Source organism: Allorhodopirellula heiligendammensis (genome assembly GCF_007860105.1).
Taxonomy (GTDB): domain Bacteria; phylum Planctomycetota; class Planctomycetia; order Pirellulales; family Pirellulaceae; genus Rhodopirellula; species Rhodopirellula heiligendammensis.
In genome coordinates this window covers 2,616,235-2,641,191 of the sequence record NZ_SJPU01000001.1, presented here as the reverse complement: position 1 = coordinate 2,641,191, position 24,957 = coordinate 2,616,235, and the positions used below count along the sequence as shown (strand labels likewise).

14 protein-coding genes are annotated in these 24,957 nt (G+C 56.7%); 7 read left to right on the top strand and 7 right to left on the bottom strand.

All coding sequences use genetic code 11. The annotated features are described in order from the left end of the window. Positions 1–5: 5 nt before the first annotated feature. Positions 6–449 (bottom strand): transcription antitermination factor NusB, encoded by a 444-nt coding sequence (gene nusB, locus Poly21_RS10015; protein WP_302118358.1) that lies wholly within the window; start codon positions 447–449, stop codon positions 6–8. A gap of 92 nt (positions 450–541) precedes the next feature. Here nusB and Poly21_RS10010 point away from each other — a divergent pair, with 92 nt between their 5' ends. Further along, entirely contained in the window at positions 542–817 is a 276-nt protein-coding gene (locus Poly21_RS10010; protein ID WP_146406667.1) for an acylphosphatase, read from the top strand. A gap of 123 nt (positions 818–940) precedes the next feature. On the opposite strand, the gene Poly21_RS10005 is transcribed toward Poly21_RS10010, so the two are convergent. The 5 genes from Poly21_RS10005 to Poly21_RS09985 all read right to left on the bottom strand — a co-directional run bounded on the left by Poly21_RS10005 (position 941) and on the right by Poly21_RS09985 (position 14,700). Next, positions 941–6,727: a PVC-type heme-binding CxxCH protein gene (locus Poly21_RS10005; RefSeq protein WP_302118356.1), complete on the bottom strand. Its 5,787-nt coding sequence runs from the start codon at positions 6,725–6,727 to the stop codon at positions 941–943. A 578-nt stretch (positions 6,728–7,305) separates the two neighbouring features. Next, complete coding sequence (locus tag Poly21_RS10000) at positions 7,306–8,592, bottom strand: DUF1501 domain-containing protein (RefSeq protein ID WP_146406666.1); 1,287 nt, start codon at positions 8,590–8,592, stop codon at positions 7,306–7,308. Between the two features lie 29 nt (positions 8,593–8,621). Continuing rightward, positions 8,622–12,422 carry a DUF1553 domain-containing protein gene (locus Poly21_RS09995; RefSeq protein WP_146406665.1) on the bottom strand — a complete coding sequence of 1,267 codons (3,801 nt, stop codon included), beginning with the start codon at positions 12,420–12,422 and terminating at the stop codon, positions 8,622–8,624. Then, entirely contained in the window at positions 12,419–14,149 is a 1,731-nt protein-coding gene (locus tag Poly21_RS09990; RefSeq protein ID WP_146406664.1) for a FecR domain-containing protein, read from the bottom strand. The genes Poly21_RS09995 and Poly21_RS09990 overlap by 4 nt, the downstream gene beginning before the upstream one ends. Beyond that, the gene (locus tag Poly21_RS09985; RefSeq protein ID WP_146406663.1) at positions 14,146–14,700 is read right to left on the bottom strand and encodes a sigma-70 family RNA polymerase sigma factor; all 555 of its coding nucleotides are present in this window, start codon (positions 14,698–14,700) and stop codon (positions 14,146–14,148) included. Before Poly21_RS09985 ends, Poly21_RS09990 begins: the two co-directional genes overlap by 4 nt. A 455-nt stretch (positions 14,701–15,155) precedes the next feature. Between Poly21_RS09985 and Poly21_RS09980 the strand changes: the two genes are divergently transcribed. Both Poly21_RS09980 and Poly21_RS09975 read left to right on the top strand, forming a co-directional pair. Next, a complete protein-coding gene (locus Poly21_RS09980) occupies positions 15,156–15,326 on the top strand; it encodes a hypothetical protein (protein ID WP_302118352.1) in 171 nt (56 codons plus the stop codon). Positions 15,327–15,396: 70 nt separating this feature from the next. Next, on the top strand, positions 15,397–16,596 hold the full coding sequence (locus Poly21_RS09975; RefSeq protein WP_146406661.1) for a DUF1559 domain-containing protein: 1,200 nt from the start codon (positions 15,397–15,399) through the stop codon (positions 16,594–16,596). 154 nt (positions 16,597–16,750) lie between these two features. Here the strand turns inward: Poly21_RS09975 and Poly21_RS09970 are convergent, their stop codons facing one another. Next, complete coding sequence (locus Poly21_RS09970) at positions 16,751–18,880, bottom strand: RNA polymerase sigma factor (protein WP_146406660.1); 2,130 nt, start codon at positions 18,878–18,880, stop codon at positions 16,751–16,753. 356 nt (positions 18,881–19,236) lie between these two features. Between Poly21_RS09970 and Poly21_RS09965 the strand changes: the two genes are divergently transcribed. The 4 genes from Poly21_RS09965 (at position 19,237) to Poly21_RS09950 (ending at position 24,828) form a co-directional block, all read left to right on the top strand. Further along, positions 19,237–21,417, top strand: coding sequence for an alpha-amylase/4-alpha-glucanotransferase domain-containing protein (locus Poly21_RS09965; protein ID WP_146406659.1), 2,181 nt, complete (start codon positions 19,237–19,239; stop codon positions 21,415–21,417). Positions 21,418–21,473: 56 nt separating this feature from the next. Continuing rightward, the gene (locus tag Poly21_RS09960) at positions 21,474–22,349 is read left to right on the top strand and encodes a serine/threonine-protein kinase (RefSeq protein ID WP_146406658.1); all 876 of its coding nucleotides are present in this window, start codon (positions 21,474–21,476) and stop codon (positions 22,347–22,349) included. Between the two features lie 346 nt (positions 22,350–22,695). Next, a complete protein-coding gene (locus Poly21_RS09955; RefSeq protein ID WP_302118347.1) occupies positions 22,696–23,241 on the top strand; it encodes a hypothetical protein in 546 nt (181 codons plus the stop codon). A gap of 504 nt (positions 23,242–23,745) precedes the next feature. Further along, complete coding sequence (locus Poly21_RS09950; RefSeq protein WP_146406656.1) at positions 23,746–24,828, top strand: DUF1559 domain-containing protein; 1,083 nt, start codon at positions 23,746–23,748, stop codon at positions 24,826–24,828. Positions 24,829–24,957 lie beyond the last annotated feature (129 nt).

Here is a 24,957-nt window from a genome sequence, read left to right as displayed (position 1 = left end):
GCGGGCTATTCCGAGGCGACTGTCGTTTTTTCCGCAATGGACTTTTTGAACAGCCGATCGAGCACACCATTAATAAACCGGGGGCTATTCTCGCCCCCGTAACGGCGTGCCAAGGTTAGCGCCTCAGAAATCGCGACTTGGCCCGGTGTTTTGGAGAACAAGATTTCGTAAGCTCCCAGTCGCAGTACGTTGCGATCCGTCACGGGCATTCGACTGAGCGCCCAATTGGTCGACAATCGCTTGAGTTCACGATCGATCGCGTCGCGATGAGCAATGGTGCCGTCGAGCAACTCACTGGCGAAATTGGTCAACAGTGTGCGTCCCTGCAATCGAGAGCGGATGAAGCGGCGTGAAGCATCCGCGTCGCGCCAATCGTTGAGATCGGCTTCGTAAAGAAGTTGCAGGACTATTTCGCGGGCGCGTCGGCGTGTGGACATGCATGATAACATGCCCGAAATAGCCGTAGGATGTCAACGGGCAGCAATTCGGAAAACGCCACTTCGCTCACTGCGGTTGAAACCACTCCGGGAAAGAATCCAACATGAACATAGAACGAAAAATATTTCGATATCGCGGTGACGTTCAAGGCGTCGGGTTTCGCGTCAATGCGATTCAACAAGCTCGCGGACTCGAGATCACGGGATTTGTCCGAAATGAACCCGACGGTGACGTAACCATGGACGTCCAGGGCCCGACCGACTCGATCAAAGAACTTGCCAAGCGAGTCGCTGACTCGATGAAATACAAAATCAACGAGACCCTGATCGACTGCCGTGATCCACAACCAGATCGCACTGGCTTTACAATCCGGTACTAACCCCCCATCCAAGGAGTCGAGGTCGCGTTTACCGCGACAACGATGCCCGACAACCGGTCTCTGGATCGTCCTGCGTTTACGTTGCGCCCACTATTCAGTGAGATAGGCTCTTGTTTCGAACCGTTAACGTGTTAGTTGAATATTCCGAAAACGCACTTCGGTCTTCCCGCCACTGTGGAGCTGGAATGCAATAATCCCCGATTCCGCGCCGTCAGGGTCTTCTAGATCGACGCAGAGTTCGTCGTTGAGATAGGTGCGAATGTGGTGGCCGCTCACGACAATCTTATAGCGATTCCAATCGCCTACATTCACCTTCGCATCGGCCGGTTGGTCCCATAGCAAGCCACGGCCGTGTTCTTCATAGAGCTTGCCCCACCAATCAACCCCGATGTCTGCTTGATAGCCCGCAACTTCGCCGTCATGGGCATGACTGCGAAACTGAATGCCACTGTTTCCTCGATTGCCAACCAACTTGACATCTAACGTCAGTGTGAAGTCGCCCACGGCCAAGTCACTAACAATCCACTCGTTCTGCGCAAGTCCGTCCGTGCGGCCCACGAGTTCACCGTTCTCAACCGACCATAGATCATCGCGACCACTCCAGCCTGTCAGATCGGTTCCATTGAAGAACCGGGCGAGGTCCTCGTCCGAAGCCAACATCGGCGTCTGCTCCTTACCCCGCAAGTAAGTGATGAGCGATCGGACTTCGTGATCACTAAACTGCTTCAGTTGATCCTCTGGCATCATCGACTTCTCACTCAGAATACGCTCTTCGATCTCATTCTTGGGCACAATCACCACCGCGTCGGTGGACTGAATCGTGATCGAGCGATTGTCTTCGGCTTTCACCAGGCCGCTGACAACGCGTCCATCGTCGGTCAATAGAATGGTGGGGAGGTACTCTTTGGCCATCACCCCGCTCGGGTCGACAATGTTGCTGAGCAGGTAGTCGAGGTTCGAGCGGTTCGATCCCGTTAAGTCTGGGCCGATCTTGAATCCCACCCCGTAGAGCACGTGGCATTTCATACACGTCTTGGCGAAAACGGCCCGTCCCAGGGCGAGGTTAACGGGCGGTTCCGTATCGGACTCAACCAGTTCCTTGTAACGGGCAATCATCGCCAGCTTGTCTGAATCGGATTCGCGAACGGATCCCCAGACACTCGTCAGCAGATCTCCAATCTCCTGATTCTGCAGGAGCTGAAGCTGACGCACCAAATCAGCGGTTAAATCACTGCTGGGTATCTGTTTGGCTTCAATGGTACGCAGCAGGGCTAGTCCGCTAGACGCCCGGGAACAGAGCGTACCGAGAACGAGTCGCCGTTGTTCGGGTGTGAAGTCGTCGTAGCGAGCCAACAGTGAGTTCGTCGCATCGCCAGAATCATACTGAGCCATGCCACGAATAGCAGCCTCACGCAGGGCCTCGTCCTCATCCAGCAGCGTGATCAAGGATGGAACCAACTCAGGGTCATTGGCACCAAGCAACGATTCGATCGCAATGAGCCGATGCTCAGTACTTAAACTCCCATCTGTGATCTGCTCACGCATCTTGGCCGTTGCAGCGGGATCACCAAAGGTTACGCCCAGAGCGATGGCTTGTGTGCTCACCTCCTCATCATCACTTTGGATCAGCCGCGCCGACACTTCCCCCCACTGCCTCGGCGGCGACACTCGCCGCTGACCGCGTAATGCCAACCGAATTGCTTTCAAAAAGGCGATTTGGATCGTCCTGGATTTGGCCTCACCCAGACCCTGTACCAGGACCTCAAGCGACCGTCCCGCATCGTCAGCGCTACCGATCCGCCGCAGCATGAACTCTTGCACCAGTGGAATGGCCACGCCAGCCTGCATTGCCAGAGCCAGCGCTCGGGAGGCGTCAACGTCCGCCAACGGTTCGGCTGCATACCAGTACATCAACGGTAGATTATGGTCGTTGGCGTCGCTCGCATGAGTGCACAGTGACTCAATCAATCCCCAGCGTTGATTCAAGTCGAGATTCTGCGCCGCCGATGCGAGGTATAGACGCACCACCGGAGATGGATCCTGCTGCGCAAGTTCGATGAACCTTTCCAACATGGCGTTCGAAGGGGCATTCTGCGAGACCTCCATGGCGAGTTGAACGGTCCAGCCACGGACGTACGGACTTGGGTCATTCAGTAGTGCTTGCAAGAATGCCTCGTCCAAGCCGGAGACGGCGTGTAGTGCCCAGACAGCGCGGAGACGCCGGGTATCATCTGCATGAGTCACGGCAATTTCACGCAACCTTGACCGGGCACCCAAATCGATTTCGCTGCGCAGGGCTCGCTCTTGAAGCAACCGGCGAGCGTGACGCACAAACCAATCGTTCCTCTGAAGCACGAGTTCGGCGAGCTCCCGGTCGGACATTTCCGCAAGCGAGTGGGAGATGCCACGCGATGCAAACGGATCCGCGGCAGGCTGGGCTGCGGGCAAATCTCCTGCTGTTTCGCTGTAACTGATTTTATAAATGCGGCCATTACTACGATCGTGCATATTCACTTCGCGGCGGTGGCAAGCCTGCATGTCATACCAGTCGATCATCCACGCATTGCCGTCAGGTCCGTATCGCAGGTTTAGAATTTGAGACGCTTGGTCACCGGTCAGTAAAAAATCCGGACCGTGCGTGCCGACATATCCGGACCCACGCGGTTGCAGCCTATCAACATTCAGCCGCTGTCCATGAATGTTGTTCATGAATAGCTCGCCTCGGTAGGCCTCAGGCCAGGCATCGCCTAAGTAGATCATGGCCCCCGCGTGAGCATGGCCTCCTCCCGCTGAATCCGAGCGATTATTCCCGCCGTGTGGATTCGCACCGAGATAGTGCAAATGGTCAGCAATGGTCGTGATATCGCGGTAGGTGTACGGATTGAAATGCTGGCCGCCTTGACGCTGGTACCGCGCACCTTCAATGACGTGATAGAGGTGCGGGATCACACATGCGGTGATGAAAGCTTGACCGCGGTCGTTGAAATCAACGCCCCACGGATTACTGGTGCCATGGGCAAAGATATCGAACTGATGGCGTGTGGGGTGATATCGCCAGACCGCAGCATTCACAGGTACGCGTTCCTCGTCGGGCGTTCCCGGCTTGCCTACGCGAGAGTGAGTGAACACACCATGGCAACCATACAGCCAACCATCGGGGCCCCAGATGAATGCATTGAGCGTTTCGTGGGTGTCCTGATAGCCCCAGCCATCGAGCAAAATCTGAGGTGCACTGTCGGGGATGTCGTCACCATTTCGATCAGGGATGAACATCAGGTACGGTGCCGCCCCGACCCAGACGCCCCCAAAGCCAACCTCCAGCCCACTGATGAGATTCAGGCCTTCCGCGAACACGGTGCGCTTATCGAGGGAGCCGTTACCATCGGTATCCTCAAAAATTAAGATGCGGTCTCGGCCCTGATCACCTTTCGCGCGCACGGGATACTCGAACGCTTCCGCGATCCAGACCCGCCCTCGGTCGTCGATCGCCATCGCGACGGGTTGCTGCACGTCGGGCTCCGCCGCCCCCACAGTGACCTGAAATCCAGCGGGGACCTTCATCGCTTCAGCAGCCTCAGCGGCGGGCAGACCCGCATGCGGATACTCGTCCGCTTCGAGGACAATCTTGGGTGGGGTCAGTTTGGCGGGACGCGTTTTGTGCAAGCGAAAATGATCAAAATTAATGTGTCCCCATCCTCCTTGATGCTCGTCGATCAAACGGATCACGGCTTCCTTACCAAGCAATGCTTTGACATCCACGACCACCTGTTGCAGCGTCTCGCTGTTGGAACCGGAATACGCGAAGAAGACATCACCGGATTGATGTTCCACAAGCTCGACCCGCGTTTCGTCGTGCTTGCCACCGGCGGCCAAGAACGTCGCGAAAGGCTCCGACACGACGAACGGACTTGATGTGAGCGTGCCAGTCGCCTCGTCACCATGCCGCTCGTAACCACCGATCCAATACTCACCCTCGTGATCACTCTGCATATCATTCCGTCGCGCCGATACGGTATCGCCTTGGACAGGCTGGTCTCGGAATGCGTCCCCGGTGGCCGTCCAATCCGCTAACGTTCCGCTCTCGAAATCGAGACCTAGCGTGCGACCGTCAGCCGTTTTCGGGAGTACACCATCCTCCGGATTGATCCCCTGAACGAAGTTGCCATCAGCCTGTTTGACGCGCACATAGTCGATCGCGAACATGAACGACTTTACGGCTGAAGGATTGGATCCGGTAATCTTCACACCCAATGTGTGCTGATTGCCGTCAACCTTCCTTTGAGAGAACTTGAGTACCCCCGTTGTTTTGACATCGCGTTGGTAGAGATCGATGGGAGTACCGAGCGGCTGATCATCGAGATACAACTGCACGATGCCATAGTCTTTCGCACCCGTCAGCACGATCTCGATATCTACCGTCCCAGAGAACTCTGGCAACTCCATGGTCAAAGAGTCGCCCGGCTGCGCCCCCGTCCACCACAGTTGCGACTGTCCGCTCCAACGATCTAAAGAGAATCCTCGCATATCCTGAGGTCGCGCGTTCCCGCCGCTGACATAGTAGGTCAGCGTTTCGGCTTCGATGGCACCAGCCACACGGCCGGTCCGCGGACTCATCTTCACGCTAGAAACATTTGCTTTACGAAGCTGTGGTGTGGATTCGGGCTGGAAGTCAGCAAACACCTTCGGCTGGGCCGCGTTCCAGTCTGCTTCCGCAACAGTTTCCTTCTGATGCAGCAGGACATGGCCTCCCTTCATACCGCCCACCACGACGTCGAGCAGTCCATCTGCATTGACGTCCTCGACGACGATTTGTCTACCGATCCCCGATTCAGCGTCGATCAAGTGAGGGACCCAGCGAATGCTGTTCTCATCTCGCACCAGCTTGAACCAATAGACAACCGCGCCCGCGTCCCACATCGGGCTTTGCCGATGATGTGACCAATAGGTTTTCCCAGTCACAATATCCTGCAGTCCGTCGCCATCGATATCAGCCAGATGAACGGAATGCAGTTCGCTGAACAAAGCACCGTATTGATTCTCGGAGCGTTTGGCCCCCATGATGCGGTGATATTTGAACGTGATGTCGTCTCCCGTGCGTACTTGCTCGTACCATCCCAAGCCAAAGTCGTGCGCAGCGTTGCTGGTGATGATGTCGTTGTCGCCATCTCCGTCCACGTCATAGGCATACATCTCTGCCCCACCGTAGGCGCTGGTTAGGGGCGCATTGTACGATCGCCATCGAGTCGTCAGTGCATTCGACTCTGGTTGCTCATACCACCCGTGAGCGTGAATCAGGTCCATGCGCCCGTCGCTATTGATGTCGCCGATTCCGAGTCCATGGGGCGTTCTTTTGGCAGCGTTCGGTTCAGAAATCGCATGGAAGTCCCACGGCTCGAATGCGTTCTGGGGGTCATAGGTTGCGACACCAAAGAACCCATCGTGGGCGCAAACTAAGTCGCGACGGCCGTCACCATCAACGTCAATGAACTCCGGAGACTCGTTCCCAATGCCCTCCATCACGCGGTGTCGCTGCCAATGAGCGTTGGCGGAACCGTCTTGGGGGTTCTCGAAGATGAATGCGGGCGTGCCCGGCAATCCCACTACCAAAACATCGGCAAACCCGTCCGCGTTAAAATCCTCGACCCATGTAAAGAAGTTATCGGCATAGCGGTTCATGTCTTGGGGAACCGGTTTGTAGATCTCGTGCTGTTCGCGGAAGTCCGGTCCCTCGAACCAATACGGGCCGTAAACCAGATCCGGGATACCATCCGCATTCAGGTCACCCACCGCAGCACCTTCGGAGAAGTACGTGTCCGAGAGCTGGTGGCGTTTGAAAGAGTGGAGGGCGAACTCATCGGCAGCCGACACGGATGCCGCCACAGCGACAAAAACGAACAACAGAAATAGCATCAGACTCTCGCACAAATCAAAAAATGGAACCGGGGACTCTGGCGACTTGGCAGCGTTACCCCTGCCTCAGTACTTTTGCACGCATCCCGTCTTGGACACTCCTACAGCGTAACGGGAAACTATCTACCAACGCTGTGGCACTGTGGGGCAGCGATCAGCCCGCTAGCATAGCACGAAGAGCGACCGTGCGCGATGTCGCTGCGGGAAGATCGGCGATCCATGTCTTCCGCGTAGCTCTCTCTCGATCGAGCTCATAGTCAAAACAGCAACGCCGAGGGGCCCGATTTCATACCAGATGAAGCTGGAGACGTCCCGGCGATGCCCGACGACGATGGTGATTGTGATTTCTGCATTGCGTCCAGACCAGAGCGCAGCCCGACTGCTTTCGAATCGCTCGTGTTCATCACCGACAGGCGACGCGTCGGCGACCGCTGATCAGGACGGTCGACCGTGGTCGCCTAGATCGACTGTTTCGACAGTTGCTTTCACGGTGCAAATGCACAACACTCCCCCCAGCGTAGGCAGGGCAAAAGCTGAACTGCATCGCTGGCGCGTCGGGCTGGTAAATCAAGAGGCAGCTAAGTAAACAACGCACTAATCGGTGTGCCCTGGTCGGTGATTGGGATCGGGCGATCGCCATCGTACAAGTTCTTTTGATGGTCAACGCCCACGGCGGCGCAAACGGTCGCGAAGAGATCAGGTATGGACACCGGATTCGCAACGATACGTTTAGCAATCTCATCGGTTTCGCCATAGGCGCCACGGTGAGTGAGGCCCCCACCGGCAAGCACGCAGCTGAACGCGGTCCCCTGGTGCCCACGACCACCGCCGCTGTCGAAATCCGCAGGGCGTCCAAACTCCGTCGTAACCATAATCAGAGTTTTGTCGAGGAGTTGTTTGCTACGCAAATCCGCGATCAGAGTTGCCAGGGATTGGTCCAGCTCCGCGATTAATTTGTATTGGTTGACGATCCCGTTGTTGTGCACATCCCAACCGGATCCATTGAGAAAGTTCAAGTTGTGGCTGACCTCTACGAAACGCACGCCGCGTTCAACCAGACGCCTACTGAGTAGACATCGCTGGCCAAACTCGCCGCCATATTGATTCCGTAGGTGACCGGGCTCTTCGTCGAGATTAAATACCGAGCCAAACTGCGGCCCACTGAGCTTTAAACTTTCCTGGATCACAGCGTCATACTCAGCCAACGCCCTCATTTCACTCATTCCTGTTGTACGTCGCAGTTCCGCCAGATAGGCTTGGCGACGGTCTTGGCGGGACTGGCTGATCCCGGCCGGAGGTGACAGGCCGGCCGGTCCCTGGCTCGTGTCAGTTAAATAAAGATATCCATGCTTTGCACCGAGGAATCCAGGACCACGGGTGACGTTAGGGTAACCGATCAAGACGTAGGGTGGCGCTCCGTCACCAGCGCTGCCTCGTTCGTGCGAAATCATCGATCCGAGCGAGGGATAGGTCACCGTCCCGCTGATCGAGCGGCCAGTGTGAAGCCGATTCGTTGCCGCCGCGTGCTCGTCAATCACCTCGTGATGAACCGATCGCACCGCAGTGACATGTTCCATTACTTTTGCGACACCCGACAGATGCTCGCAGACTTGAACACCGGGGACTGACGTATCAATGGCATCGTAGTACGAACCCGCTACCTTCGCCTTCGGATCGCCTTTCCGTTTCGGATCGAAAGTATCCATCTGCCCCATGCCACCTCCGAGCCAGATGGAGATGACATGCTCCGCGTCGCCTTTAACAAGCGGTGCGGCGGCTCCGCAGATCGCAGACGCAGGAAGCGACATTGCACCCGCCGTTGCGGCGCTCGTCTGCAGGAACTGACGGCGTGTTGACTGAGACATTGATGACCTTGGGGGATTGCGAATGGGCTTCATGGTATCCAAACGAATTCGGGGGCGTTGACGAGACTCCAAATCACATCTTCGTAGCGTTGCCGCCACACGGCCTCCAAACGCGGATCGGCGTCGGGACCTCTTCTTACCCGCTCTTGCCACTCCAGCTGGATCTGATTTGCTTCGGGTACCAAATGATTGGTCCACGTCGATTGTGGCAGCGGTGCAGCGAGGCTGACTGGCACAATCTCATCGCTTGGCAGCAAGCGTTCGTCGAACCCAACTGCAAGTGCACTGACGAACGTGTCACGCTCAGAGGGATTAGGGTAGCGGGCCAAAAATCGCAGGAACAGCTCTTCGAGAAGCTGCTCTGGCGTTTCACTTTGCACCGCCAGATCGGCCAGCTGGCTGCGAGCGCTAGCACGCGTGAGAGACATGGTGAGATTGCCGTTTGCCAGAATGCCGGGCTGCAGCACATTGGCGTCTTGGTTGCGTTGGGCGATCGGTTGCTGGCGTTCGGCAATCCATCCGAATGCCTGCAAGACATCCACCACGGCTTGCGCACGGGGCATCGACAGACTCGGTCGGTCGCGTTCATTATTCAATCCCGCTAGCATCCAGCCACGATGCGGTTTGCCAAGCGTCATCCGCGTTCTCGTCGTGGCGGAACCGTCATGGACAAACGTCAGTTCTTCGCTATCCATGCGTTGGCCACTTGACTCGAACAGTGAATCCACAATCGATTCCGCCGTCAACCGCCGTGGATCGGGGGCGTGGAAGAAACGTTGCTCCGCGCTCGCATCGCGATTCGTCCCGAGAGCCTGCCGCCCATAGAGCTCCGATGTCATGATTAACTGCTGAACGTGACAGAGATCGTAGTCATGAGTCAACAATTCATAGGCCAGCCAATCGAGCAGTTCTGGATGGCTCGCGGTGTGCCCTTCCCAATCATTGAGCGGCTGGACGATACCAGCACCGATCAGACGGTTCCATAGATGGTTGACGACAACCTTCGCAAATCGTTGGTTCTGGGGACCGGTGATCAGCGCCGCTAAGCGTTCGCGGCTGTCCGTGGGCTGGTGCATCAAAGCACTTAGCGCGTCGGAGTCTTCGGTCCCTGTTACTGCGGTGAACGGCCACTGAGGCTGTACCTGAGCCCCCGGTTTTAACGTTACCTTTATCAGCGACTCGCGACCGATGCCATCAAAGAATGCGGCAGGCACGCGGCTCGTCTTCGGTGGCGATAACGATTTGCGATTTAACATCGCGGCAATGGAAAACAGATCTTCTTGAGTGGTGCTATGAAACGGAGAATCATGGCAGCGAGCACATTGCAACTCGATTCCAAGAAACGCAGACGAGAGGATGTGCGCTTTCGCGGCCATGGGTGAATCGTTCTCACCGGCGAGTGCAAATCCGGCACTGCCTCCATCCGATGCACTTCCACGCATCATAATCAGCTCCGTTACCATCCGGTCGAGCGGCTTGCGGTCCCGTAGCGAATCATACAGGAACCAGCGAAACGGGCCCGTGCTGTTGAGGGAAGCATTCAACAGACCAGGATTCTCGGCGAGCAGATCCATCCAAAAACTGACCCAATGATCAGCGTACCGATCATCGCTGAGCAACTTCTCGACGATTGCCTCTCGCTTGCGTGGTGTGTCCTCAGCGAGGAAAGCGCGAACTTCATCTGGCGTCGGCCCTACGCCTACTGTGTCCAAATAAGCGCGCCGCAGAAAAGCTGCGTCCTCAACCAGGGGTACCTCGTTGCCGCTCGCGACAGTTGAGGCGACTGCAGGCCATTGAGCGCCATCTGCAACCCATTTTTCCAGCACAGCGATTTGTTCCGCGCTGAGTCCCTCATCGGTTGGCGGCATGTCACCGTCGCGCACCCGAAGAATCAACTCGCTGGCATCTGGGTCACCAGGAACGATCGCAGGCTCTCCGGATTCACCGCCAGTCAGGGCGTGACTGAGCGAGTCCAATCGCAGCTCTCCCTGCATCTTCGTGCTGTGACAGCGGAAGCACTGGTCACGCAAAATGGGCAACACCTGTTCGTGAAAATGCGTCGAAACTGTGCCATCGGACTCGGTCGCCCGACCGCCCGCGGCCAAAATCTTCTGCTCTACAAACTGATCGATGACATGCTTCCGACCATCGACATTGATCTCGACATTTTGGTTGTTTTCGGCGTGCAGGAATCTCTCAACAGGATCACCGAGCTCCTGCTGTGCCCAGGCGCGGGCAAAATCATGTCGCATCTGCCAGAATTCAGCCTGGGAATCTGCAGCCTGCTTTCGATTGAAATCATCGATCGCTCGCAACTGCGTTTCGAGACGGCTTAGCTTCGGCTCAATTGCCTCGTCGGTGAGCTGGAGTGGTGAGGCTGAATCCGGTGTTAGTACGAGCAGAGGACCGACGCCTCTCGGCTGGATGGCGACACACACTTCACCGGACTCGATCCGCTGACCACCGCCACCAACGATGAACTCCAGCACGACGCGAACGCGGCGTCGGCCGAGCTGTCTATCGGTAGGATCAGCGGCGCTGTCTGCTGGCGCAATCTGATGCTCGAAGAACACCTCCTGTTGCGGAAAGGGGAGAAGCCGGGCTCCGGGGACTAAGGGATCGGGGATCGGAACGATTGGTTGTAGGTTGCCACCCCGACGCTTCACCGTGGGCGTGCGGTTGGCCAGCTCACCATCAATCCACAAACGACTCAGCGAGCGAGTTCGCACCAGAAACGGATGCTTGCCCACGGGCAACTCGACGTCGCCGGCGATGCGGACCAAGAGCGGGTCCGCCCATCGGCTACGAATGCCCCATTCATCAAATCGCAGCGGAAGGCGCGACAGCAAAAACGAATCCGTGTAGTATCGCACACTCTCGGCAGGCCAAGTCTCATTCTCATTGAGCCACCGCGTGTTGCTAGCGAACCCTTCGGCAACGCTAATCAAAACCTGTCCAGGCGGAATTTCCCCGAGGCCCGGCTGCGTTTCAGGTTGTGGCCCGATCACTCGCGCGCCTCCGAGCCGATTGAAACGCGAAGCCATCGCCTTGTCATCCAGAGCAACGCGGTGCACGGCAACCCCATCCAACCAGCCACGAAAGCTGTTGCCGAAATTGCCGCCACTGGCCGAGCCAATCCAAACCGCGTCGTTGTCGACCACTGGACTCTTGAAGGTCGCGCCGCCCATATCCCACGTTCCGTCGGTCGGCTGCCCATCGATCCAGCCGCGGATCGAATCGGGCTCACCGAAACGGTAGGAAACAGCGACATGATGCCAACCGGATCCAACCGCGAAACCCGCATTGGTTGTCCAACGATGCCAGTGATCGCTGGCTCCTGTGGCCTCCGGTGAACGGGGCGTTGCAAATAGGAAGCTGCCTTTGATCAATTCATTGCCGGAGACGACACGCAGCGCCCAATTTTGATTGTCCCGCGTCACGGATTTGCCACCACTGCGGCCCTTACCGATGATGTACATCGGCGCTCCACTGCCCTGATCATCCATGCGGACCCACGCTTCCAAGGTGATCTCATCGCCTGAGGTGAAGTCAAAGTCGCTGTTAGGCCCGGGATCGTCGAGCGTCAGAAATCCCCGCCCGTCAAATCTCAGGGCTGTGTTGTCGCTCGAGAAGTCTGGGAACTCAGGCGGCCGCGGCCCCTCTTGATCCCGGTAGACGTCACCGTGCAATTCCAACGGCATGGCCGCTTCACTACCGAATTCCCAATGCGCGACCGTGTGGGCGTTACAGCGAGAACGAACTTGATCGACGTTGACCAGTGTCACCACAACGATGAGTACGGCAAACCGATAGACTGACATAATATTCATTCAGTAAAAATCTTTCCATTGCGAGCGGGCAGTTCGGACGGTACATCTTGCCGATCGCTCAAGATCGGGGGGAACCCACCCACGTAAACCGGATCCACCATCGATCCACCATTGTGCGTATCATCATCATCGTCGGCGTCTTGCAGAAACATTCCCGTCACCACATCGCCTTCAGCATATCCCAAATCCGACAGGTCGATGCCTACGGCCAAAGCGCGGAAGTTGAAATGCCGATAGCGCCGGGAATATCGTCCCGAATCCAAATCCGATAGCGAATCAATGGAATGTTCGAATCGCAGCAGCCCAAATCCCGCTACTTCCAGTGCCTCCGGCGACGTCATTGGAATGTCAAACTCACCAATGGTGTGCGAATGCAAGCCCTCGCGGAATTGAAGTGGACTGACATGGAATGCATCCCCCTGCTTCGGGTTGCCATAGCCTTGGAGTTCAAATAAGACAATGTCCGGACCCGCCGAATTGACGACAGGTTGGGCGAACCGGAGGGCCATTCCGACGGTGTTCTCATCAGGGCTGGTCGTCAACGGGACCTTCGACGCTCCTGGGTTCAATATCCCCGTATCGAGCGAATTATCAGACCGCAGCAGCTCGCTGATCGGACGTTCGTCGCCAAACCGGTACGCGACCGGTTGGACTTCTTGCGGCTGTGTAGAGCGGAAGGATGTGATCTCAGAGGGAATCATCTGTTCGATGCGATAGTCATACGGACGACCTCCTCGCTGCACTGAGATCGACAGCAGATCCTCGACACCGCGTGCATCGGGACTTTCAGACATGGATGCCTTGTACTGGAGGATCCGATCTCGCAAACCGTATCGGTAGGCCGACGGGTCGAACTCAAGGGAGCTCTCAATGCGATCGACATCCGCCGGATAGACGCCAACATCATTTGCCTTCAATAGAGCAGGCACTGCTCGGTGAGCACCGTGCAAATCCTTCTCAATAACTTCCGCTGCTCCTTCGATCACCTGCACGTTGGTCTCCCCGGAGATATCAACACTGACACCGAATCGCGTGCCCAGGTCAATCACATTTGCTAAGGGTGTCTCCAATTGAAAACCTTCGGCTCCGTCGGGTGCGTGCACCGAACACTGGCCGGACTCGAGATACAATCGTTCGGTGGAGGCGACCAAAAAAATTGCCGGCGCCTCCAACAATGCTGTCGCTCCTTTCGGGAACGCCAACTCGATCGAGCCATACGTCATGATGTACTGGCGATTCATCTCCATTGTGGCACCCACGGCTGGCGGCATCGTCCCAAAAAACTCAGCACTCGAATTCTGCGCCAATACAACCGCAACCTGAGCTGACAGCTCCTCGCCAGCAGCATGCGAACGAATCAAGTCTGCACCTCGCGGCATCGATTCGGAAACTCTCCCACCGAGACCTGCTTTGATTAGCAAGCCCGCTGATGTCGCAACGATCAGAATCGTCATCGCCAATGCGAGCAGCCCCATTCGATAGTGGCTCAACCGAGAACGCTTGGCCGCCGACTCGATCTCGACGGGAATTCCTGGAGTGTATCGATCACATCGTAGAAGTTGAGCGAGCTCAAGATGAATCGCGATCTCATCGAGGTAACGTCGCTGCCGGATGGGGTCATCCAGCAGCAAAAACCCCAGCTCCTCAAACTGCACAGCAGTGATTCGCCGGTCAATCAAGGCGTTGAGCAACTGGTCAAATCGCCCCTCCTCCAATCGATTAATCACGAGTCAACTCCTGACAACTGCAACGACTGCTGGACACACTGACCGAGTTTGCGGCGTAGCATCCCTGCGCGATTGTACAGTGATTGCAACGCCTTGCCCGTTGCCTTGGCATGCTCAGCGAGGCTCTGATCGGGGCCGTAGAGTGTGTCTAATAATTCTCGATCCATCGTCGTGAGCTTCTGCAGACAGGACCGCAGGGCCTCACTTCGCGGGCTCTTGCCGCCCTGCAATACCTGCTGCTGATGTGACAGTTGCTCAATCAACTCTTGGCTGAAACAAAGCCGATCGTGTTTGACGGTTCGACGGAAATTGAGAACTTCGTAATGCGCCACCGTACACGCCCATCCCAAGAATGAACTTCCCTCGACGTAGAGATCGAGTTTACGCCAGAGCACGATACAGCACTTCTGGAAGACGTCTTCGGCATCGGCATGATTGGGCAACAAAGAAAAAATATAACCGTAGATACCGTCGCGATCAGCGGTGAATAAATCAAGGAAACGCTCATAGCGTTGAGCGTCGTCGCAAGTGTCATGACTTGGTCGGATCATGGTGAGGCCTAATAACAGAGGCGGCTGATCGAGGGCGGGAACGCGGCTTGATGCGCGTGATTCTTGGAGGGACTGGGGATGGGGCTGGTAAAAGGAATACGTAGCCTCGCCACCGAACTTACCTAGTGTTTTCCGGAGAGTTCCAGAAATCACAAATTAAACAACCGTTTAGTGTGAGAATACTAAAAAGTTCAGAAATTTCTCGTTTTCTGGTTTTTGGTAAGTAAGATGCCTCGTCTGTCATACGTTTAGACCGTTAGAGGGCGTAACACCCCTACACCCCGTCGCTACGGGGCCGAATCTTTCGTTGCGACAAATCTGCCAGGTGCCCGATCTGCGCCGTATTTTCATCATTTGGCGACCTGCCAACACAGTTGGCAAGGAAGGGCGAATGAGTTTTTCAGTCGGCGATCGGGCTTAAGAGCTTCATGATTATTCTCCAAGGAATCACAACAATGCGTCATTTCTACCTATTAGTTTTTGGGCTATTGATCGCCTGCAATTCAATCTCTGGTTGTGGGAGCAGCACCGCGACGACGGACTTAGGTGCGATCGATCCGAATGAGCAGATGGGAACGGAAGAAGAGGAAATCAAACCCGTCAACGTCCCCGCATCAGAAGTTTAGTAGATCCTTAGCAACTACTTTTGTTGCTTGTTTACCGTGTTGTTTTAGATGCTCTTATTTGGAGATTGAAATGAGATTTTTGAAGTCAAATAGACAAGGTTTTACACTTGTCGAGCTACTGGTTGTCATTGCGATCATCGGCGTGCTCGTGGGCTTGCTGCTTCCAGCTGTGCAGGCGGCTCGTGAGGCGGCCAGGCGGATGAGCTGCAGCAATAACTTTAAGCAGCTGGGCCTGTCCCTCCACAACTATCATGCTGCCTATGACAAGCTTCCGATGGGCAGTGGTGGGACCGGCGTGGATAGCAATACAAATTCTCCCGACGCGAACAACCTGCGGCTCAGCGGTCTCGTTGCAATGCTGCCCTACATGGAGCAACAGGCGTTATGGCAGATGATTTCTAATCCATTTCAATCCCAGGCCGGCTACCTATTTCCCGCGATGGGACCCACGCCAGGGTCGAATGATCCGGTATTTGCCGGTGCCGCCTACGAGCCATTCCGTCAGCAATCCCCAACCCTGCGTTGCCCGAGCGACTCAGCGCGACACGGCGGCATGGCACAGACGAACTACGCATTCAATTATGGCGACGGCGGACGATTTGTCGGTGCAGCCTATCGTGACACCCATACCAAATTTAACAGTGCGTGGACGGGCAACCAAGGCGACAAGGCGTCCAAGCGTGGTGCGTTCACGCGTGAATATCAATTCGGTTTTCGAGATATCCGTGATGGGTTGTCGAATACCGTTGCCATGGCTGAAATCGGTGTCGGCGATAGCACCCCCGAAGGGCGTGAAGTCATCGCCTACCAGTACCAGTTAGACAATCCGTTGTTTGCACGCCAGCCGATTCTTGGTTGTAAGAATCAGCAAGGCGGTCAGATTACCGATCCGGAGAGTCCCCGTCAGTACGTTGCTGGTACGTTGTATCCGCGCGGCCGGCGGTGGGCGGAGGGACACGTCGGCTACACTGGCATCACGACCGTGCTGCCGCCAAACTCACCAACGTGTCGACTTCCATCGAGCACCGCGTTGGGCGGAATGTCCGGGGTCTATTCCGCAGGTAGCTATCACGCCGGCGGTGCCCACGTTCTGCTGTGCGATGGTGCCGTGCGATTCGTGACCGAATCCGTAGACAGCGGCAGCGATGCCAATGCGTGGACGGTCTCCATCGGCGGCGGACACAAGGCCCCTGGATCGAAAAGTCCCTTTGGAGTCTGGGGTGCGATGGGCACTCGGGCCTCCAACGAGACCGCCAGCCTCGATGAATAGAGCTGAGTGTGCTCGGCACGCTTGAATCTCTAACAGCATAGGAATGTGAAGTTGGTCCGCTTACGAGACCTCTTCACCCAGCGGTAGCGGACGAGCGGAGGTCGTGGTTAGCAATGCGAATACATAATCACCGTTGCTCACAACGAGATCTCCGCTAGAACATTCCTCCCCCACCCATTCCGCCATTAGCAGGCGGAGCAACTGGGGTTGGCGGCCGGCCGCTCCAAATCGGATCAGGTCCGATGTGGGACTCACGCAGTGACTGCAGCAGGTCGGCGATTTGCTCGTGGACACTGAGAGTCGCTCCGACTAACAGTGCGGGGCGAGCGTATTCGCCATCGCCGACTGGTACCAGCGTCCCCACGCCTCCGAGAGACTCCCAACTAGCGGGCTCAATAGTCGTTTGAATCATCGAGATTGCTGACGTAAATTCGCCCCGTGGCAGTCCCGTACCTTCGAGGAAATACAACCTCGTCAGCAGGCGAGTCTCTGCCTGTTCCCTCGTCGTTATTGAGATCATACCGTCCCGGAGCGTATAGGTTAGCCCGAGGTCTTGGAGCAGGAAATTGAGTGCCGCGCCCAGTGGCAGCTTTTGCATTAAAGACTTCGTCTGAGATGTTGTCGCCGTTTCCACACCGCTCTCCGCCGGCAGATCTTCTGAATGGGAGCTGCGCTGGTGTCCTGAAATCGGAACATCAACTGTCAATCCAGCCTCTTCGAGCGCGAGCGCATTGACGACAATCGGAAAATCCACTGCTAGCGAGAGTTCCGCAATCACACTTTCCAGCGCCGTTCCTGGCTGCGGCAACGCCACCGATGTCGCTAACACATCATCGACGCGTGCGATGAACTCGTCCGAGAGCCCCACCCATTTGTCCGTCAAGATGCCCCGCCGTGCTAACTCGGTGAAGTCCGTAGTGATGACAAGCCCTTCGTCTTGCACCTCGGCCCGCAGTCCCAACGGCTGTAGAACTCTGCGCAGCGAACTTCGCAGGGGTTGATCACCACTGGAGATTGCCACGGTCGTCTGCGAAGGATTCAAGTTGGCTTGATCGAAGGCGCCAACGTCGACCAGCACCGGAACACCGAGCTGTTGGGATAGGGCGTCGGCGAGCGACTCCAATCCCAAGTCGAGTTCGAGTGTTACCTGCGAGTCCATTTTTTCGGCAACCTGCTTAGCGACCTTCGTGCGATAGCCGGATGAATTGAGCGGCGTTTCGGCGATGGGTTTTGGCGCCACCGTCGCTGGTCGGGGCAGTTGCTCAGTAGGCGGAGACGTACTCGTCGTTTGACCTACGACCACAGGAGGTCCTTCGTTTGCCGCTCCGCCCGCGTCAGCCATGCGCAGAGTCATCGGCTTCTCGCCGTTATCCCCTAGCGCCGATACTTGAGATAGACACATTCCGCCAACTGCCGCGGTGGCAAGACAACCTGCAACAACCCATGAAGAGATACGTAACATCGAACTTCCAGACTTAGAGAGAGAATAGAGATTAACCGGCGGTCCGGTCGGGTCGGTGGATGAGGCCGGCGGAGCCGTCGAAAGGTCCCAATCCGCCGGAATCGTTCGGCTAGTCACCTCCGCTGCCACACTTTCGCTGACTTCGAGCAACTGCACTGCTGCATAGGCGAGCACGGGGACGACGCCGCGATGGCGAAGTCGCGCAGCCAGAGCCTGTTTGCCCCGCTGCACATGCCCGCGGACAGCCCCGACGGTTGATTCGAGCCGCTCGGCAATATTCTGATAGCTGTCGCCTTCGATCAAATGCATGACGATGGCTGTGCGATAGTGTTCAGGTAGCTCGGAGAGTTCCTCGTCGAGCACGATGGCTTCGTGGCGGCGCGATAGAGCTTCGAGGGCCTGTTCATCCTCGCTGGGGACGTCATTCATATCGATGAGATCGCTGGAGTCGCGTGGGTCGGATGAATTCGCCAGGCGACGTCGCTGTTTCAGAGTCAGCTGACAGGCGCGGGTCGCGACACGGTGCAACCAGCCGGCGAGTCGCTCGGGGTGGCGAATCTGCGATGCTGTTTGCGCCAGACACACCCAGGTTGTCTGGAACGCGTCATCAGCATCTTGATCTTGGTAGCAATGCCGCCTGCAGATGCTCAGCACCATCACGCGATAGCGCCGCACCAGCTCGTCAAATGCCGCACGGCTACCATCCCGCCGCCATCCGTCGAGTAAGTCCCGGTCACTCAAGCGAGCAATTTGTGCTGGAATCGCGGATTCGGTCGGTGTCGACGAGGGGCATGGCGGCGGGATGTGGAGGTTTTTATTCATGGCGGCTCATAGGAATAGGGAGGCGAGCGTAGCCGACGGCGCGCTGAAAAGAGCAAAACACGAAAATTTGATGGAACCTCGTCGAATCGAAAACGCATTTGAAGCAATTGTTCAATTTATTTCCGACGATCGTCGATAATCAGTCCATGGGCTGTTGAGATTAACGGTTATGCAGTTCCCCGGTCTTACCGAGACTCTCAGGGATGTACCAAACACGCCGCTTAATGGGCCGAAAAACCCCGAAACTTCGAATCAATCCATTCATCGATGGTATTCGGAATGATCGACACGAGCCGTACAATATGTCACGACTTGGACTCACTTCGCCTCACTTTCACTCCTAAATGCCAGCCACTATGACGCCGCACGTTCATCTCTGCTTGGTTCTTCATAATCACCAGCCCATTGGCAACTTCGACGGCGTCTTTGAGCAAGCCTATCAGGACAGCTACCTACCGTTCCTCGAGGTGTTCGAGCCCTATGACGCATTGCAGATTTCGCTGCACACGTCGGGCCCGCTGATGATGTGGCTGGCCGAACGGCATCCCGAGTACCTCGATCGTCTGCGATTGCTCGTCGACGCCGGTCGTGTCGAGATCGTGGGTGGGCCGCAATACGAACCCATTCTGACGATGTTGCCGAGTCGCGATCGTATCGGCCAGATCCAATCCTACAGTCGCTGGCTCAAGCGTAACGTGGGCGTGACGCCGGGCGCGATGTGGACGCCCGAACGCGTATGGGAATCGAATTTGACGACCGACGTCGTTGATGCAGGCATCCATTATACCGTCCTGGACGACTATCACTTCAAAGCCGCCGGTCTAAACGACGACGATCTGACGAGCTACTATCTCGTTGAAGATCAAGGCCGCTTACTGCGTATTTTCCCAGGCAGTGAGCACTTGCGTTACACGATTCCATTCCGCCCGGCCGGCGAGACGATTTCATACCTGCGCGAGGTCGCCCAGCAACACCCCGGCGCGGTCATGACGTTTGGCGACGATGGCGAAAAGTTTGGTACTTGGCCGGACACAAAAGCGCACGTGTACGACGAGGGTTGGCTACGCTCGTTCTTTGATGCGTTGACCGAAAATCAGGAATGGCTGCACACAATTACGCTGGCGGAGGCGATCCGCCGCGTCCCCGCAGCAGGCAAGACTTATCTCCCCGACGGCAGCTACCGGGAGATGACCGAGTGGTCCTTACCCGTCGAAGCTCAAGAGACGCTTGAGGACGTCAGTCACGCGCTGGAGCGGAGTTCCGAATGGCCACGGCTGCAGACGTTCATTCGCGGCGGTTTTTGGCGTAACTTCAAAACGAAGTACGACGAAACGAATGAGATGTACGCACGGATGATGCACGTTAGCAAACGGCTAGCCAACGCCGAGGCGGCGGGATATGACGGCGGCGTACTCGCCGAGGTTCGCGATCATCTCTACCGCGGTCAATGCAATTGCCCCTACTGGCACGGAGCTTTTGGTGGAATCTATCTGCCCCATCTGCGAAATGCGATCTACGAACATCTCATTGCCGCTGACACGCTACTGGCCCAACTCGATGGGACTTTAGGAACGCCCCAGGCCACTGCGGATGACTATGATTTTGACGGCCAACAGGAGGTGCGACTCTCTAACGAACACATGGTTCTGTGGCTCGACCCCGCCCGCGGTGGCAGGCTATACGAATGGGATATCCGAGGAATCAATCACAATTTATTGGCGACGTTGCAGCGCCGCCCCGAGGCCTATCACCGCAAAGTACTAGCAGGTCCTGGCGGTAGTGGCGATGACGTGGCGAGCATTCACGACCGGGTCGTTTTCAAACAGGAAGGCCTGGATGAGTGCGTCCAGTATGATCGGTTTGCCCGCAAGAGCTTGATGGACCACTTCTTCGACAACCATGCGACCTTGGACTCCGTCATGACCGGTGATTCACCCGAACGAGGTGACTTCGTCGACCTGCCATTCGAGGCCAAGCTACGGCGTGGCGGTGACCGCGTGCAGGTACAGATGCGACGCGACGGCAATGCGTGGGGTATTCCCATCACCCTGACCAAGGCTGTCACCATTGACCAAGACAGTGACACCATGTCAGCGGCCTACCTGCTGGAAAATCTGCCTCCCGGCCGCCCCCTCCATTTCGCAGTCGAGTGGAACTTCGCGGGTTTGCCGGCGGGCGCCGACGATCGTTACTTCAGCGACGCTGAAGGCAACCGACTGGGGCAACTCGGCGAAAGAATTGAACTGAACGACGCGTCATCGCTTTCGCTTTCGGACCGCTGGCTCGATGTCGACGTCGAACTGACGTGTGATCGCCCCAGCGGCATTTGGGCGTTTCCGGTCGCCACCGTCAGTCAAAGTGAAGCTGGTTTTGAACTGGTCCATCAGAGTGTTTGCGTCATGCCGCACTGGATCGTCCAGGCCGACGCAAACGGTCGCTGGTCTGTCCGGATCGACGTCCAAAGTCGCTGCGGAAAAAGCAATGACATGACGCCGACCCGCGTACTCCCTGAAGAATTGAGCCATACCCATCGCTAAGCACCAGGTCGGTTTGCCGATTGGTGTTTTGACCTGTGTAATATGAGAAACTGCGAGTGACTGCAAAGCTACGATTGGTAATGGCCGACTCGGACGCGACTCGGCGACTGCGGGTGGGCGCGCGACTGGATAAGTACCGATTGGTGCGCCGGTTGGGCGAAGGCGGATTCGCCGTCGTCTTCCAAGCTCACGATTCCATTGAGGATCGTTCGGTGGCCCTCAAGCTGCCGGACTTGTCGAGCGAGGCGGTCGCCCAGTCGTTCGACGATGTTCAGCGGGAGGTCCGGATCATGGCGGGACTGACTCATCCCAACGTTTTGCCGCTCAAGGACGCTCGCTACATTGACGGTCAGTTTGTGATGGTCTTCCCACTCGGGGACGAGAGTCTCAACGACCGCTTGAGCAGGCGGTTAGCTCGCAGTACCGCCGTGCACTACATTCGACAGATGACTGCGGCGGTAGCCCATGCCCACGAAAACCGGGTACTTCACCGGGATATTAAACCAGAGAATTTCATTTTGTTTCCGGATAATCGGATTTGCCTGACGGACTTTGGCTTGGCCCGAAATCAATCGCGGCGACATCAAATCTCTGCTTCCGGTACGCTCGGCTATATCGCTCCCGAACAGGCCATGGGTAAACCGACTTACCGCAGTGACGTGTTTTCACTAGGACTGATCGTGTACCGAATGCTCTCGGGCGTCCTGCCGGAATATCCCTTTGAAATTCCGTTGCCGTCGTACGCTCGCTTCAAAAAGGGACTGCACCAAGACTTTGTCGACTGGACGCGCAAGGCACTCGACCCGACGCCAGCGAAACGTTTTCGCGACGGTGTCGCAATGCACAATGCGCTCGAACGCATTCGCCAAATCATTATCGATAAACCAGCCACAAGTAAATCGAAGCGTCCGACGGTCCGCCGGGCAGCCTGAGTAGGGCGAGAACGTCGTGGAGCTTGGCTTCGATCGATGACGTGGAGTGGGGCGGCCGGTCAGCTGCAACCTCAAAAAGCGAGACGATCGAGGTCCATCTGCGGACAATCGGGATTCCACGTAGCCTTAGGATGCGACGGACGACCGCAGTGAATTTTGACGGCGTGCGAATTTACAATGGCCGTCGCGTCGACTAAAGTCATCAACTGTGAGGAGCGAGCCTTTTTTTGGCCCGTGTTGAGGCTTTGTCCCCAATTTGTTTTCGGTTTCGTCGTTCTATCGACCGCGGTTGCGACCGCTGCGCCAGTTCATCAGTGCTCTGCTGTTGGCGGTGGTGTCGTGTAGCATGATCGGATTGCCTTTCTTGGCACCGAGCCCTGAGAAGATGGGTCGTTTTCCGTGCGAGAACTGCTCCTGTGGGTGTGCCACGGCAGATTTTTGCTGGGATAAATGCTGCTGCCATTCCGACATCGAAAAGCTGCAGTGGGCCGCCGATCACAATGTCACCCCTCCCGCCTTCCTCGTCGCCCGGGTCTCGAGTACCCATGGGCGAGAGTCGCTCGCCAAGCTGAACGCCAAGACAACTGATGCGTCGTGCTGCTGCTGCCGGGGGCCGAATGCCGATAGCTGCACAATTGCGGTCGTCACCGATCACACGTCGGCGGAGTCGTCATCCCCGACTCAGACAGGGCCGAGTGTGCGTTTGGTAAGCTTGGAGGATGCTGCCAAGTGCCGTGGCATCAGCTGGCTATGGTCGATCTTCTCCGAAGTCATTGTGGCTCCAGCGGATCGCCCGATCTCTGATCCGGAACCTCGCTTGCTGTTTTGTCTCGTGATCGCCAATGAACACGCCAGTTCCGGTGGCTGCCGCCCCGATCCACCGATACCGTAGCGCTGAGCGGTAGAAGTCCGGCCACGCATTGTTAATAGCGTCGCATTGCCACAGCTCCTCGGGAGTACCTGTGCCGATGGACGCTGCGATGTGCTGACTGACTTCGCTACATCATGAATCGCACGTGGATTCGTCGCTGCGCCAACAGTCGCGCAGCGGACACACCGCTGCCGCGCAGGTGAACGAGGTCTTGCTCCTCACACCAGCGTGGTCTTCGCAGCCAGCGCGGCAGCGTCCTTCGAATCCGCCTGCCAGATGATCCTCACGTCACCGCACAAAAAAACAGACCGTGCGTTGCTCAGGATCGCTGCGCGCTTTGATGAATGTCAATGTCGTCAATAGCGGGTGTGGTCTCTCGACCAAACTCCCTGCACCGAGGGGGAAACCTGCGCTACTTACCTCTGGGTCTCGCCAGACCCACGCAACCGCATGGCTCTCTGTGCAGACATTTCCGCGACAGCCCAATCACCGCACACATCCACCCAAAATCAGAACTACCTACCCATGAAATCACTCCATCCGAAACGTTCCCCTCGACGGGCATTCACGCTCGTTGAACTGCTGGTCGTCATCGCCATCATTGGCATCTTGGTCGGCTTGCTCTTACCCGCCGTCCAGTCCGCCCGTGAAGCAGCGCGACGAATGCAGTGCAGCAACAATTTGAAACAGGTCACCCTAGCGATGCACAACTACGAGAGCAGCCATCGCAAGCTGCCTAGCAACTACACCACTGGCGCGGGCACGTCTGGAAACTTCTCCGTGTTCTCTCAGATGGCTCCATTTTTTGAGCAGGGCAATATGCTTAGCATGATCCATTTTGATCAGCCGCTCACAGTCGGTTGTTGCCCAGGACAACTCGTGGCGCCCCATGACGTGGCCGCCGCAACACCGATACCAATGCTGACCTGCCCCAGCGAAGACAGCGACCGCACGTTCTATGTGACGTCGCTAGGAGGAGCGGGGCCAACCCAGGCCTACTCCGCGACAAACTACGCAATGAACAATGGCAGCGGAGTTGGTACTCAGTACGATACGCGAGTGGCGACAAACGGAATTAATTGGATCAATGCTCACGTTGGCTTTGAAGCCGTTACGGACGGGCTGAGCAACACCGCCGCCTTCTCAGAACACTTGCTCGGTGTTCACGAGCAATCGCCAAGTGAGCCAACGATTGACGCGATGCGTCGACGTACCATGTTTGACGTCACGTGTGCCTTTATCAGTCGAACGATGCCCCCCTCCACACCCGGGATGGCGGGGTACGTCCTGCCTGAGGACCCGAACCAAATGGAAGCCTACACGCGAGCGAGCAGCTTACACCGCGGTTGGACGGGGCAACGCGGAGCCGGCTGGATAAGCGGACGAGAATACTGGACTGGATACACCCACTACCATCCACCCCAAAGCGGTATCCCCGATATGCAAAGCTGCGGCTGGGGCGTTTTCGGGGCCCGCAGCAATCACCCCGGCGGGGTTCATGTCGCCCGCTGCGACGGCAGTATCGGCTTTGTTAACGAAAGTGTGGATCTCAAGATTTGGCGCGCTCTCTCGACACGCAACGGCCACGAAGTGATGGAGGAACTCTAGTCATGACGGCTCTTCATTTCGCGTTCTCGCTGTCAGTCCTGATGAATTGCCGGAGGATCACAAGCAAAGCTCAGACGGCATTGCGATGAGAATTTTATTAATCAAAAGCTGGTCTGAAAAATTTGAGTG

Bases quoted from the DNA above. Each gene is read 5' to 3' on its own strand.
- nusB (WP_302118358.1), bottom strand. From the start codon at position 449: ATGTTATCATGCATGTCCACACGCCGACGCGCCCGCGAAATAGTCCTG.
- Poly21_RS10010 (WP_146406667.1), top strand. From the start codon at position 542: ATGAACATAGAACGAAAAATATTTCGATATCGCGGTGACGTTCAAGGC.
- Poly21_RS10005 (WP_302118356.1), bottom strand. From the start codon at position 6,727: ATGCTATTTCTGTTGTTCGTTTTTGTCGCTGTGGCGGCATCCGTGTCG.
- Poly21_RS10000 (WP_146406666.1), bottom strand. From the start codon at position 8,592: ATGTCTCAGTCAACACGCCGTCAGTTCCTGCAGACGAGCGCCGCAACG.
- Poly21_RS09995 (WP_146406665.1), bottom strand. From the start codon at position 12,422: ATGAATATTATGTCAGTCTATCGGTTTGCCGTACTCATCGTTGTGGTG.
- Poly21_RS09985 (WP_146406663.1), bottom strand. From the start codon at position 14,700: ATGATCCGACCAAGTCATGACACTTGCGACGACGCTCAACGCTATGAG.
- Poly21_RS09980 (WP_302118352.1), top strand. From the start codon at position 15,156: ATGCGTCATTTCTACCTATTAGTTTTTGGGCTATTGATCGCCTGCAAT.
- Poly21_RS09975 (WP_146406661.1), top strand. From the start codon at position 15,397: ATGAGATTTTTGAAGTCAAATAGACAAGGTTTTACACTTGTCGAGCTA.
- Poly21_RS09970 (WP_146406660.1), bottom strand. From the start codon at position 18,880: ATGAATAAAAACCTCCACATCCCGCCGCCATGCCCCTCGTCGACACCG.
- Poly21_RS09965 (WP_146406659.1), top strand. From the start codon at position 19,237: ATGACGCCGCACGTTCATCTCTGCTTGGTTCTTCATAATCACCAGCCC.
- Poly21_RS09955 (WP_302118347.1), top strand. From the start codon at position 22,696: ATGATCGGATTGCCTTTCTTGGCACCGAGCCCTGAGAAGATGGGTCGT.
- Poly21_RS09950 (WP_146406656.1), top strand. From the start codon at position 23,746: ATGAAATCACTCCATCCGAAACGTTCCCCTCGACGGGCATTCACGCTC.